Genomic DNA, 13,678 nt, shown 5'->3' with positions numbered 1-13,678 from the left:
ATGTCGCATTCGAAACCGCCGACACATGAAAACACCGCCTGCTGGGTTGAAGTTGACCTGTCCGCCCTGCGCCGTAATTTCAGGCTTGTCCGCCGCCGAATTCCTCCCGACACACCCGTAATATCCATTATCAAGGCCAATGCCTACGGCCATGGGGCGGTACCCGTCGCCAGGGCGCTTGTCGAGGAAGGCGCGTCGATCCTGGGAGTGGCCAACGTGGAAGAGGCCCGGGAGCTGCGCGTGGCGGGTATTTCCGGCCGGGTGATGGTCATGGGAAGAACTATTGAGGCCGACCTGGAAAAAGCAGTCAGGTGGAACGTGGAGTTGACCATCCCACACACCCGGCTTGCTGAAAAGCTGTCTGAAATAGCCGTCGGCCGGGGCCGCAGGATGAAGGTCCACCTGAAGGTGGACACCGGCATGTCCCGGCTGGGCGTTCCATGGCATGACGCACTGCAGGAGGCAACCGCCATTCGGGGCCTGCCGGCCCTGGAAATGGTGGGCGTTTACACCCATTTTGCAAATGCGGACCTCGCCGACACCGAGATGACCAGGATCCAGATCGAAAGGTTCGAGGAGGTCCGGAACAGTCTTCGGAAATCCGGGTTCCCGGGAAACCTCTACCACCTGGCCAATTCAGCCGCTGTCCTTACCTCCAGATACCCCGAAGGCACCGGCGTAAGGCCTGGAATCATGCTGTACGGGGCAGCGCCTTCCCCTGACACCGCCACCGGCGAACTGTCACCCATCCTGACGTGGAAGTGCCGTGTCATACAGGTCAAGGACATCCCTCCCGGGACAGGGATCAGCTACGGACATGATTTCATCACCTCCCGGGACAGCCGGATCGCCACCATCGCCGTTGGATACGCCGACGGATATCCAAGATCCCTTACCAACTGCGGACAGGTTCTCCTTGGAGGAAAACGCGTCCCGGTGGTGGGGCGGGTGACCATGGACATGACCATGGTGGACATTACCGGGATCGACGGTATTTTTCCGGGTGACGAGGCGGTGGTGATAGGGCAACAGGGGGATGTGTCCGTAACAGCTGAGGAAATCGCAGATCTTTGTCATACCATCAACTACGAAATATTCTGCGGCATTTCCAGCCGGGTCCCGAGGTTCTATCACGACGAAGGATTAAAAGGCACGTAGAATCATGAGACTTGCCTCCCCCTTCGAATGGATCGGTGAACTGAGCCTTACATATCTGGAGGAAATAGGGGACGGCTTTCTTCTGCTCGTGAGGGTCGTCCGCGGCGTCTTCCATCGGCCGGTTCCCTTTCGTCTGACAATCCAGCAGATGGAGGAGGTGGGGGTCAGGTCCCTTCCCGTTGTCCTGATTACGGGTCTTTTCACCGGAGCTGTTCTGGCCCTCCAGACCTTCAGTGGATTCAAGAGGTTCGGCGCGGAGGGCCTGGTAGGAACCGTGGTCGCCCTGTCAATGACACGCGAACTGGGACCCGTGCTGGCAAGCATAATGGTGGCAGGCCGCGTCGGCTCGGCAATGGCGGCGGAACTGGGAACAATGAAGGTGACGGAGCAGATCGACGCCCTCGTCACCCTGGCCACAGATCCGGTCCGCTACCTGGTCGTGCCCCGCTTCATCGCGGCAATGATCATGCTCCCTTTTCTCGTGGTGTTCGCCGACCTGATAGGCATCATTGGAGGCTACCTGGTCTCCGTGACCATTCTCGGGACCAGCAGCGCCATCTACGTCAACCGGACCCTCCAATACCTGGAATTTTCAGACATAACAGCCGGTCTCTTTAAAGCCTCCATCTTTGGGATGATCATCGCGCTGGTGGGATGTCACATGGGGTTTCATGCCAGCGGAGGCGCGGAGGGAGTGGGAAGGGCCACTACCAGAGCCGTGGTGGGGGCATCCATCCTCATCCTTATCTTCAACTATTTTCTCACGGCTTTCATGTTCTGATGAACGCACGGCCGAAGATAAAGGTCAGGGGCCTGGTAAAATCGTTTGGGGAAAAGCTCGTCCTCGACGGCGCCGGCCTGGACGTCATGAAGGGCGAAAGCCTGGTGGTAATCGGCGGAAGCGGGGTGGGCAAAAGTGTCTTGATCAAGTGCATCATCGGGATTCTGAAACCCGATGCGGGGGAAATTGAGGTTGACGGTGTCTCTATCATCGGTCAACCTCCCGAAGAGATGGACCGGATGAGAAGGAAGTTCGGGATGCTGTTTCAGGGAGCGGCTCTCTTCGATTCCCTCAGGGTCTGGGAGAATGTCGGGTTTGCCCTGATCCAGCAGTCGGGCCTCAAGGAGAGGGAGATCCGGCGGATCGTCGAGGAGAAGCTCGGCAAGGTGGGCCTTTCCGACATTCTTGATCTCTTTCCGGCCGAGCTGTCCGGCGGCATGCGCAAAAGGGTGGGACTCGCCAGGGCCATTGCGACGGAACCCGAGATCCTCCTCTACGACGAGCCCACAACAGGTCTGGACCCCATTATGGCGGCCACCATCAATGACCTCATCGTCCAGCTCAGGGAGGACCTGGGAATTACTTCAATATCCATTACCCACGACATGACCAGCGCATACAAGATTGCCGACCGCATCGCCATGTTGTACAAAGGAAAGATTATAGAGAGTGGAACGCCGGAGGAGATCCGGACAACCGGCAACCCCTACGTTCAACAGTTCATCAACGGCAGAGCGCAGGGGCCCATAACCGAGGAACTGGAAAATTGATGGACTTTTTACGCGGTTGTCAAAATTAGAGCGAACTTAACACGGAGAGAAGTACATGGCAAAATTCAGCGCTGAAGCCCGCCTGGGAATCTTCGTAATCGTCGGCTTTGCCATCTTCGTTTGGGGCACCATGAAGGTGACCCAACTCGGGGAAAAAAACGGCTATGAGCTGACGGCCGTCTTCCACGACGCAAGCGGCCTTGAAATCAATGCGCCGGTGAGGATGGTGGGGGTTAACGTGGGCAGGGTGAAGAACATAGATATTGTTGAGCGCCAGGCCCAGGTCACCATGGTCATCGAAGAGCGGTTCAGCGTGGATCGTGACGCCTCCCTGTCCATCAAGAACCAGGGGATTCTGGGCGACAAGTACATACAGATCGAGCCCGGGACCGCGAAGGACTATTATCGTCCCGGCGAGACGGTGGTGCGTACCAAATCGTCCGTTGACATGGACAAGCTGTTTCAATCACTGGAATCCGCCGGGCGGGACCTGTCCGGTCTCCTCAGCAGCCTGCGAAAGGTTATAGCCTCCGATGAGGGGGAAAAGTCCCTCTCCCAGATCCTGAAAAACACCAGAGACCTTTCCGGCAACCTCAATCGTATGGTTTCCGAAAACCAGGGCAAGGTGAAACGGATCCTCTCTAACGTTGAAAGTCTTTCGAAAAACCTGGACGCCATCGCATCGGAAAACAGGGAGGAGTTCAGGACGGCCATCTCCAATATCCGCCAGGTATCGGAGAGCCTCAGGGATGATCTGCCCACCCTTACATCAAAACTTGGAAATGCCTCCGACGAGGTTACCGGGATCATCTCCGAAAACCGGGAGAATATCAAATCCACCATCGAACGCATTCAGCGGGACTCGGAAATCCTTGAAAATACCCTGAAATCCGTCAGGACCATCGCACAACGTATAGAGTCGGGACAGGGAACCTTGGGCAAACTCATCAACGAGAAAGCAGTATACAACAATCTCAACGAGACCCTTGCGGGGGTTAACAAGGCCATCCAGAAGAAGGATTCAATCAAATTGAAGTGGGACTTTTACGGGAGCTACTTCGAAAAAACCGATGAGTTCAAAGGTTACGCTGGCCTGGACATCATTCCCGGAAAAAACAAATTCTACCGCCTCGAACTGGTGGATGATTCGGAGGGAAAACGGACATGGAAGGACACCACGACCACTACCACCACGGGAGGGGGAACCACCGTCACCCAAACCAGCCAGGTCAAAGCCGAGGACACATTTAAACTTTCGGTGGAGTACGGCAGGCGGTATAACGACACGGCGCTTCGTATCGGATACATCGAGTCTGCCTTCGGGGTCGGTGTGGATCAGTTTGCCCTGGACGACAACCTTCGCCTCACGTTCGACGCCTACGATTTCAGCCGTGAGGAAAATCCTCACCTGACCGTCTACATGGCCTACCGATTTCTGGACTACTTCCATGTCAACCTCGGTGTGGACGATATTGTCAACAGTGTGCGTAACCCATCCCTTTTGTTGGGGCTTGGTCTCACCTTCAGGGACGATGACATCAAGTATGTTCTTGGCAGCGCGGGAATCCCCTGAGAAATCATGGCCGCACCCAAAACCATTTTCGCCTGCCAGGAGTGCGGTGCCACCAGCCCGAAGTGGTTCGGTCGGTGCCCGGATTGCGGTACATGGGGATCGGTTGCGGAACAACCCCACCGGCCTGTTGAAAAAAGAAATATCCTTTCCCCCGCGGCTGAACCTGTCCCGATTTCCCGGATTCCCGAGGATGCTGTCGAACGGCTTTCCACCGGTTCGGCCGAACTCGACCGGGTCCTTGGCGGAGGGATCGTGCCCGGATCGGCCATTCTCCTGGGCGGGGACCCGGGCATCGGCAAGTCGACTCTGCTTCTCCAGACAATGTCCGCCCTTTCAGGGAACGGGAAAAAGGTCCTTTACGCCACCGCCGAGGAATCCGCAAAGCAGATCGGGATTCGGGCCAGGAGAGTCAGCGCCGAATCGGACAATCTTCTTGTCCTGGCTGAAAACAGTTTTCCATCCGTACTGGAAGCGATCCGTTCCACCGCCCCGGACGCCGTCGTTCTCGATTCAGTCCAGACTCTATACCATCCGGATATCCCCTCCTCGGCGGGCAGCATTACCCAGGTCCGGGAAATCGCATCTCAGGCCGTCACCCTTGCCAAGTCCCAGGAAATAGCCGTCTGGATCGTGGGCCACGTAACCAAAGACGGGGCCATCGCCGGGCCAAGGGTTCTCGAACACCTTGTTGACACGGTACTGTATTTCGAGGGCGACGCATCCCACAGCTTCCGCATCCTGAGGGCGGTCAAAAACCGGTTCGGCTCTACCAACGAAATAGCCCTGCTGGAAATGACGGGGCAGGGCCTCGTGGAGGTTGCGGATCCGTCGAGTCTGTTCCTCCCATCTCCCGGACGTCACTCATCCGGTTCCGCCGCTGTCATGGGAATCGAGGGTACGCGGCCCATCATGGTCGAGATCCAGGCATTGACCGCCCCATCCCCATTCGCCAACCCCCGCCGCACCGTAACCGGGGCCGACATGTCTAGGGTTCTTCTGATTCTCGCCGTCCTGGAGAGGAAAGCGGGGATACAGACGGGCGGCCTGGACGTGTTCGTCAACGTCGCCGGAGGCCTGAGACTCACCGAACCCGCCGCTGATCTGGGAATCGCCCTTGCCATGGTATCCAGCATGCGGGAACGGTCCATCCGCCCAAGGACAGGAGTTTCCGGTGAACTCGGACTGGCCGGCGAGGTAAGGCCGGTCCCGCGCCTGGAAGGACGCCTCCGGGAAGCCGCAAGGCTCGGCATGGAAAGAGCAATTGTATCCTCCTCCGGCCTGGACCACCTTCCCAGGGTCGACGGAATAGAGATCATACCTGTCCGGAACATCGAGGACGCCCTTGACACGGCTTTCGACTAGATACATCCCGGCCGCCCTTGCTCTCCTGATTCTCCTCTCGGGCTGCGTGGACCACCGGACCATAAAGGCGCCCGAGATCCAGGGGCTCAAACGCATCAAGGCGGTCCAGGTCCTGGTTCTCAGCCCCAGGGACAATAGATCCACTTCTCTCTGGCTCAACCGGGTCCGAAAAATGGGCTTTAACACCGTAATCCTGCGAGCTTTCCAATTGAAGGGGGATCGCTACCACGCGGCCGCCGCTGGACAGCCCGGCATCAAGAGCGAGGGGGTCTATTTTCCTACCCGACGCGCACCCGTGGTGAAGGACATGATGACCACCTTCGTCCGTCTTTGTCATCAGGAAGGGCTGAATGCCTACGCGTGGATGGTTACCAGAAAGGGAGCCTTTGGTAACGCCGATTTACCGAAGGACGTTGCCTATTCCCCCGATGACGACACCTTCCGTACCCTCACGGACCTGGACATCTTCGATCCCCGTGTCAGAACCTATCTGAAAAATCTCTACATGGATCTGGCCTCAACAGGTGTTGACGGAATCCTCCTTCAGGACGACCTGGCATCCAGGATGGGAGAGGGTTTCACTGAGGGCAACCTTGCCCGCTACACGCAGCAGACCGGCGACCGGGTACCGCCCTATACATATCTTTTTTCGGACCACGGGGACGACGGGAAAACCTACATGAAGGCATCCCCGTCATTCGAACGGTGGGTGCGATGGAAAACGGAGGGGATCACCTCGCTGGCCCGGGAGTTGGAGAACACGGTCCGGAAATTCAATCCAGGAATACGTGTGATAATGAATCTGACCTACGAGGCGGTGACCTCGCCGGAAAACGGCCGGCTATGGCTATCCCAGGATCTGCGCTCCGTACTGGACCACGGCACTTCCTACGCGGGTGTCATGCTCTATCACCGGCAGATACAGGATGAGTTGGGATTGACGTTACCCCAGACGCTCGAGTTGCTGGACAACTCCCTTAAGGACCTGTCTGAACGATTTGGACAAAAGGCACGAGTTGTCCTAAAATTCCAGTCTAAAAACTGGGTGACCGGCGAGCGGATTCCTGTGGAGGATCTCATCAGCGGACTGCTGTTGGCATGGGGACAGGGCTGGTCGATAGCCATCGTCCCTCCTCCCTCGGAGGATCAGCTGCCGGACCTTTACCGTGTCCTCAAGGACATGTAGAATGTTTGGAGGGGTCGTAAGGATAGTCCAGTGTCCAGAGCCTGCCCTGAGCCTGTCGAAGGGTCCAGAGTCCAGAGGGGTAAAGAACGTCCAACGTCTAAGGTCCAACGGGATGGGTCAGTCCAGAGCCTGCCCTGAGCCTGTCGAAGGGTCCAGTGTCCAGAGATGAAAGATCAGACGCGGGGGACGAAAAGATGTCATTGCGAGCCCCGAGTGAAACTACGGGCGTGGCAATCTCAGGCGAAGCCGCAAAAAAATATGTGTATTTTACAGGGATGAAAGGGATGGAGGGAATAGAGGCAGGTTTGAAAACCTTTTTCCGGAGTATCAAAGTCATGTGGAACGTGGAACCTTAACATGCGGCACACCGCTTACATATTTCTCCTGGTGCTCTTGCCGGTTTTCTTCGTCTCGGGCTGCAGTTCTGAAGAAAAAGCGGTGGGCCCGGTGAAGATCATCTACACCGGGGACGTAGGGGGCATCATTGATCCGTGCGGCTGAAAGACGGCGCAGGTGGGGGGACTGCCCCGTCGAGCCACATTTATCCACCAGGAAGAAAGGGAGGGAATCCCCATCCTGGTGCTGGATTCCGGCAACATCTTTGCTGAAAAGCCGCTTTCAAACGCGGCCCTTGAACCGGCGTTGAAGAAGGCTGAACTCATCCTTCGGGCAATGGAGATGATGGATTACCGGGCAGCCGCCGTGGGAGAACTGGACCTCTACCTGGGGGAGAAAAACCTGAAGCGGCTTGCGGCATCCACCAGCATCAGGTTTCTTTCCGCAAACATTAAGAATTCCGCGGGAAAGCCCGTCTTCGATCCGTGGGCGGTTTTCGATGTGGGCGGCACAAAGATCGGGGTGCTCGGGCTGACCTCCCGGCAGGTGAATGTTGATCTCATGGAACGCCGCGTACCAGGCATCTGGGTGGACGATCCCATCAGGATCGCTTCCAGGATTGTCCCCGAACTGGAGAGGAAATCCGACCTGGTGATCGCCCTTACCAATATAGGCTTTCCAAAGGACAGGGAACTGGCGAAGGCCGTCAAGGGGATTGACGTTATCGTAGGCGGAAAAAGCCGGACGTGGATCAAGAACCCCAGGGAGGAGAGCGGCACCCTTATCACCTCGGGATATTTTCAGGGGAGGGCCGTGGGCAAGCTTCTGCTTCACCTTGCCGGACCTGACCGGTCCGGCAGAGGGTGGGCTTCGGGGCCGAGGATCGACTTCCTCAGGAAAAGGATATCCTCGGAAAAAGACAGGGGACCAGCCAGCCCCGGGAGCGGACAGGCCGGCGGCTTTCGAAAAGAGTTGACCAAGCTTGATAAGATGACCCGCTATGACGGCGACATGGTATCCCTGGCTTCATCCTTCATGGACGATCCGAAGATTGCCACCATGATCAGGGACTATCGAAGGGGTCTCAAGGAGACCGCCGGTAAAGCCAATCCGGGCGGCGACGTAACCGATACGGAAATAAGATATACAGGTTCTGACTCATGTTTGGACTGTCACAGGGGGAGGTATGCCTTCTGGAAGGGAACTCCTCACTCAACCGCCATCCAGTCGCTTGCTCCCAAGGACGCCGAGGCCGATCCGGACTGCATTCCCTGTCACGTTACCGGGTATCTCCGGCCCACCGGGTATGCTCCGGCCCGGCCGAGAAAGGACCTCCTCGGCGTCCAGTGTGAGGCCTGCCACGGCATGGGGTCTCTCCATGTTTCCTCGCCCGGTCTGTACCACATGGTAAAGATCCCGAAGGCAAGCGTCTGTCGCACCTGCCATACCGGCGCCCGCGATGACGACTTCAACTATATCAGAGACAGGGGGTTGGTATGCTCCGAAGAGCTGAACTGAACAGCTCCCCCCTCCCCTGCCCTGTTGGGGCAACGCCCCTGTTTCTCGCGCCCATGGCAGGGATTTCCAACGGGCCTTTTCGGCGTGTCTGCCGAGAAGGAGGGGCCGGGCTGGTCTTTACGGAAATGATAAGCGCCAGGGCGTTTAGATTCGGGTCCCGCAGAACGAAGGAAATGGGCGTTTTCCACCCGGACGAACATCCTGTGGCGGCCCAGATCTTCGGGAGGGAGCCGGAAGAGATGGCCCTGGCGGCTCAATACCTGGCCGAGGCCGGAGCCGGCATTATAGACATCAACATGGGCTGCCCCGTCAAAAAGATCCTGAAGAGCGGAAGCGGGGTTCAGCTCATGAGGGAACCCGACCGCGCCGGCGCCATCGCCCGGGCGGTTGTCGCCAGGGTGGATGTACCTGTGACAGCCAAGATACGTCTGGGGTGGTCGGCCATGGAGGAGAACTACATATCCATCGCCCGCATCCTGGAATCCGAGGGGCTGTCGGCCATTACCCTGCATCCTCGCACAAGGGTCCAGGGCTATGCCGGCGATGCCCAATGGAAGCACATCGCCTATTTGAAGGAAGCTATCACCATCCCCGTCATCGGAAGCGGCGATGTCAGAACAAGCGAGAACGCCATTGCCATGTTCCAGACCACGGGATGCGACGCCGTCATGATAGGCAGGGGGGCTTTTGGGAAGCCCTGGATCTTCGGGGAAATAAAGTCCAGTCTTGAAGGGCATCCGGAGGAAGCCGATGTCCACTTCAGGCGACGGCTCATATCAACACACATTGACCTTATAATAAGAGAGATGCCGGGCCAAAGAAGCACGGTACATCTGCGAAAGCATCTCGGTTGGTACAGCAAAGGGATTCCAGGCGGATCCGATTTTCGGAGGGAGATAAACGGCCTGGATGACCCCGACGATATTGTTGACCTGGCGGTGGAGTTCCTGGGGCTTCGACAGGTTCAATGCTGAACCTGTTGAAGAGTCCAACGTCCAAGGTCCAACGCGGGAAAAGCAGACTCGGAGACACGAAGAAAGGATGACGCGGGGAACAAAGCGCAGTCATTGCGAACCGATAACTGTGTGAAGCAATCCCGCATGGCGAGACTGCCGCGGCCCGGAAGGCGGCTTCGCAGTGACATTCCTGACGGGACTTGTATGGGCGTATGGGAGTATCCGCCTTCGCCATCCACCTATGCCAAGGCTACAGCGTGACAAACCGAAGTGTCGAAAAACTTGAAACTCTGGACTCTGGACGCTGGACTCTGAAACGTGGAACTAAACGATGACCCTTGAACGCTACATCATACCCAGCCTCTCCGAGGGACTGTTCATCTTCGATACTAAAGGGGTTCTTGTCCGCCTCAACCCTTCCGGAGAAAGGTTCGTTGGACGCTCGGAAAAATACCTCTTTGGCCGATCGGCCAAAGAGGTATTTCCAGGGAACACCGAGCTGTGCGACCTTATCGCCGGCGTTTTGAAGGAGGGCAGACCCGTAACGAACAGGGGGGTTAAGCTCGTTTCTCTTGAAGAGCACCGCTTTCAACTTTCCGTCAGCCTTTCCCCCCTCCAGGAACCGGATGGAAAGGTACTGGGAGTCGTCCTTCTGGCCAGTGATGAAACTCTGCTCAGCGAGCTTTCCCGCTCGTTTCGCAGGGCGGACCACCTGGCAACCATCGGCAGCCTCAACCTGGGAATGGCCCATGAGGTCAAGAATCCCCTAGGCGGGATCAAGGGCGCAACCCAGCTTCTACGATCCGAACTGGGGGATGACAGTCCACTCCTGGAAAACTGCGATATCATTCTTCGCGAGGTTGAGAGGATCGACACGCTTCTCGAAAACCTGCTCGCCGCCGCCCCCAGAAAAAACGCTCCCTTAAATCTTCTGAACATCCACGAGGTCCTTGACGATGTTCTTCGCCTCATCAGGCGGTGGGAAGACGCGGCCCATACAACATTTACGAGGGACTTCGATCCGAGTCTTCCCCATATACTTGGAAACAGGGGCGGCCTGGTCCAGGTTTTTCTTAACCTCATCAAAAATTCGGTGGAAGCCTCTGGTGGAGATGGAATAATTACCATCAGGACTCTGGCACCGGTTGCAGGGACAAACAACGCCGCCGCCGGCCGCCGCGGCGGCGTTCTGGAGGTTGATATCCTGGACCATGGACCGGGCTTTGATCCCTCCATTGAAGATTTCGCGGCTCCCTTCTTCACCACCAAACCAAAAGGCGTCGGCCTCGGTCTTGCCATAAGCGAACAGATCATTCAGAATCACGGGGGAAATCTCCTGCTTGCAAATATGGCCGGAGGTGGTGCACGGGTAAGGGTTATCCTGCCCCTTCCCAATAGTGAAAGGAACAGTTGATGCCGGAGGAAAAGGTACTCATCATCGAGGACGACCAGAGCATGCGATGGGTTCTGGAAAAGTCCCTTACCAAGGAAGGGTACCTGGTCGAAACGGCCTCCGGGGGCATTGATGGGCTCTCCATCGCCCGGCGACATAATCCCGATCTGGTGATTCTGGACATCCTCATACCCGACATGGACGGCCTCACGGTTTTAAAGAGGATAAAAGAATCAAAACCATCACTGCCCGTCCTGATCATCACAGCGCAGAACATCATGAGTAACGCCATTGAGGCCATGCGTCATGGGGCTTTTGATTATCTTCCCAAACCTTTCGATATCCCCGTCCTCCTGGAATACGTCGCACGCGGGCTGGCGCTGGCAAAGGGTGAGGGTACGCCGGCAGGGGCCACCCAGCCACTTCCGGAAAAGGAGGACATGATCGGCCGCTCCCCTATTATGGAGGATCTTTTTAAAGCCATGGGGCGCGTCGCCGCAACCGAAGCCACCGTTCTTATCCTGGGCGAAAGCGGTTCTGGAAAGGAACTGGTGGCCCGGGCCATTCACCGCTTCAGCGGTCGTTCAGGAGGGCCCTTTATCGCCGTCAACGCCTCGGCCATCCCCGGGGAACTTCTCGAGAGCGTTCTCTTCGGGCATGAGAAGGGCGCTTTCACCGGAGCCACGGAAACGCGCAAAGGAAAGTTTGAACTGGCGAAGGGAGGTACCCTCTTCCTTGATGAGATAGGTGATATGCCCATGAACCTCCAGGCAAAGATCCTTCGCGTTCTGGAAAACAGGGAGTTCGAACGGGTTGGGGGCCACCGAAGCATAACCGCCAACGTGAGGACCATCTCGGCTACCCACCGGGACTTGAGAGAGGCTGTGTCCAAGGGGGAGTTTCGCGAGGACCTGTATTACCGGCTCAACGTCGTCTCCCTTCATGTTCCCCCGTTGAGGGAAAGGAGGGAGGATATCCCTGTCCTGTCGGAGCATTTCCTGAGGGTCTTCGCGGAGGAAAGCGGGCATCCCCCAAAGCGCCTGTCCAAGGACGCACGTGCCCTGCTTATCGGATATCCATGGCCTGGAAACGTCCGAGAGCTGATGAACACCATCAGAAGGGCTTCCGTACTGACCCAGGGACAGGTTATCCAGACTGAGGACCTGGAACTGGATGGGATTGAAAAGGACGGTGACGGGGAGAATTCCTTCGAGGAGGTCCTTCGCGCGCGGATAGGGGAGATCGTCTCTACGTGGAGCAACCTCGAGGAGGGGGACCTTTACGACCAGCTCCTTACACGGATGGAAAAGCCCCTTTTCGAACTGACACTGGAGGCCTCCGGGGGCAACCAGTTCAGGGCGGCCAGGATATTGGGGATTAACCGGAACACTCTGCGGGAAAGGCTCAGGAAGTACGGCCTCCTGGGAAAACGTGGGAAAAAGCGGAAGGGGGACAGTTAAGGTCCAACGGGATAAAGAGAGTTCAATGTTCAACGTTCAAGGTTCAACGTCCAGCGATGTCATCGCGAGCCGTTTTCCATGCGAAGCGATCTCGTGGGTAACCATGGGCGCATGGGGATATCCGCTTAGGCTGCATCGGCCATTTTCCAACCAGGGTGTGTATCGAACCCCTCTGGACTCTGAACTCCTCTGGCCTGAGCTGGTCGAAGGCTAGACCCAAGATCCTAAGACCCTGAATTACCCCTCTACGTAAGCTCGATCCTTCGGTTCACAAAATCAATGGTTCTGATCCGGCCCGGTACGGATGTTTCGTTCCCGTTCATATCCCTCAGTTTGACCCCCTCATCCGTAAACTCCATGAGATCCACATCGTCCAGGTGACGGTGGCCTTTCGGGAAAAAGAGGACAAATGCTGATTCTCCACACATGGGTAGGCTCTCCTTTCGCCAACAGTCAATTCCCGCCGATCAACCCATTATTGAAATCGAATGGGCATAAATAATCGTATTCACATAGCTTACAACTTACCTCAATATGGGGAAAGCTACATGAAAAATCCTGTGTTGGCAACACGGGACGGATTCCTTGACAGCCGCACGGGCTTTGACTATCATTCCGCCGTTGATGCAACGCCGGGATAGCTCAGTTGGTAGAGCAACTGATTCGTAATCAGTAGGCCGTCGGTTCAAGTCCGATTCCCGGCTCCATCCCAAAACGATACCCCATCCGCAATGATGGGGTATTTTTTTGGGGGCGCGGCTGGATTGCCGGAGGACTTGAACATGACCGAAGGTCACCAGTGAACCTGTCCTGAGTCCCGATTCAGGAGGGACGAAGGAAGTCCGATTCCCGGCTCCACTCGACGCATAAAAGCCCTTCCATTTCTGGAAGGGCTTTTATTTGCTCGTGGCAGGCCACATGCGGAAGACGCACGACACGAGCAGCGTCGAGTTGTCCTGAGCAAGGCACCGAAAGCAAGAGTGCCGCGTCGAAGGGCACTCGAACTTAAGCCCTACGGTGATAACAATTGCCTTGGGGCCTTTACGTTTTCAGATGCCACGCCGACTCGTCCCATCGAAGTTACGCCTACTTGCCATGGCGAAGCTGAAAGCGAAGACTGGAGGCATAACGAAGGCGGGCATCCCACCTCAAACATGACCGAAGGTCAATAGTGCCTGTCCCGTC

12 protein-coding genes and 1 tRNA gene are annotated in these 13,678 nt (G+C 56.9%); 12 read left to right on the top strand and 1 reads right to left on the bottom strand.

Features of this window, described 5'->3' with window-relative positions:
* From alr to GXP52_00240, 11 genes are all read left to right on the top strand, one after another.
* Positions 1-1,158 carry an alanine racemase gene (alr, locus tag GXP52_00290; protein ID NOY85727.1) on the top strand — a complete coding sequence of 386 codons (1,158 nt, stop codon included), beginning with the start codon at positions 1-3 and terminating at the stop codon, positions 1,156-1,158.
* A gap of 4 nt (positions 1,159-1,162) precedes the next feature.
* Positions 1,163-1,939, top strand: coding sequence for an ABC transporter permease (locus GXP52_00285; protein NOY85726.1), 777 nt, complete (start codon positions 1,163-1,165; stop codon positions 1,937-1,939).
* A complete protein-coding gene (locus tag GXP52_00280) occupies positions 1,939-2,709 on the top strand; it encodes an ABC transporter ATP-binding protein (GenBank protein NOY85725.1) in 771 nt (256 codons plus the stop codon). The genes GXP52_00285 and GXP52_00280 overlap by 1 nt, the downstream gene beginning before the upstream one ends.
* 55 nt (positions 2,710-2,764) lie before the next feature.
* On the top strand, positions 2,765-4,282 hold the full coding sequence (locus GXP52_00275; GenBank protein NOY85724.1) for an MCE family protein: 1,518 nt from the start codon (positions 2,765-2,767) through the stop codon (positions 4,280-4,282).
* 6 nt (positions 4,283-4,288) lie between these two features.
* Positions 4,289-5,644 (top strand): DNA repair protein RadA, encoded by a 1,356-nt coding sequence (radA, locus tag GXP52_00270; GenBank protein ID NOY85723.1) that lies wholly within the window; start codon positions 4,289-4,291, stop codon positions 5,642-5,644.
* Entirely contained in the window at positions 5,625-6,830 is a 1,206-nt protein-coding gene (locus tag GXP52_00265; protein NOY85722.1) for a hypothetical protein, read from the top strand. The genes radA and GXP52_00265 overlap by 20 nt, the downstream gene beginning before the upstream one ends.
* A 357-nt stretch (positions 6,831-7,187) precedes the next feature.
* Positions 7,188-7,331, top strand: coding sequence for a hypothetical protein (locus GXP52_00260; GenBank protein ID NOY85721.1), 144 nt, complete (start codon positions 7,188-7,190; stop codon positions 7,329-7,331).
* 12 nt (positions 7,332-7,343) lie between these two features.
* On the top strand, positions 7,344-8,684 hold the full coding sequence (locus GXP52_00255) for a hypothetical protein (protein NOY85720.1): 1,341 nt from the start codon (positions 7,344-7,346) through the stop codon (positions 8,682-8,684).
* Positions 8,663-9,658, top strand: a complete 996-nt coding sequence (gene dusB / locus GXP52_00250) for a tRNA dihydrouridine synthase DusB (GenBank protein ID NOY85719.1) — start codon at positions 8,663-8,665, stop codon at positions 9,656-9,658. The genes GXP52_00255 and dusB overlap by 22 nt, the downstream gene beginning before the upstream one ends.
* 313 nt (positions 9,659-9,971) lie before the next feature.
* A complete protein-coding gene (locus GXP52_00245) occupies positions 9,972-11,054 on the top strand; it encodes a PAS domain-containing protein (GenBank protein ID NOY85718.1) in 1,083 nt (360 codons plus the stop codon).
* Positions 11,054-12,493, top strand: coding sequence for a sigma-54-dependent Fis family transcriptional regulator (locus GXP52_00240; protein ID NOY85717.1), 1,440 nt, complete (start codon positions 11,054-11,056; stop codon positions 12,491-12,493). Before GXP52_00245 ends, GXP52_00240 begins: the two co-directional genes overlap by 1 nt.
* A gap of 245 nt (positions 12,494-12,738) precedes the next feature.
* Here GXP52_00240 and GXP52_00235 read toward each other — a convergent pair whose 3' ends face one another.
* Positions 12,739-12,921: a CooT family nickel-binding protein gene (locus GXP52_00235; protein ID NOY85716.1), complete on the bottom strand. Its 183-nt coding sequence runs from the start codon at positions 12,919-12,921 to the stop codon at positions 12,739-12,741.
* A 203-nt stretch (positions 12,922-13,124) separates the two neighbouring features.
* Here GXP52_00235 and GXP52_00230 point away from each other — a divergent pair.
* Positions 13,125-13,200 (top strand) — tRNA-Thr (locus tag GXP52_00230).
* The last annotated feature ends 478 nt before the right edge of the window (positions 13,201-13,678 follow it).

It is taken from the genome of Deltaproteobacteria bacterium, assembly GCA_013151915.1.
Classification (GTDB): domain Bacteria; phylum BMS3Abin14; class BMS3Abin14; order BMS3Abin14; family BMS3Abin14; genus BMS3ABIN14.
The sequence above is the reverse complement of the archived record's forward strand: the minus strand, read 5'-3'. Positions and strand labels throughout refer to the sequence as shown.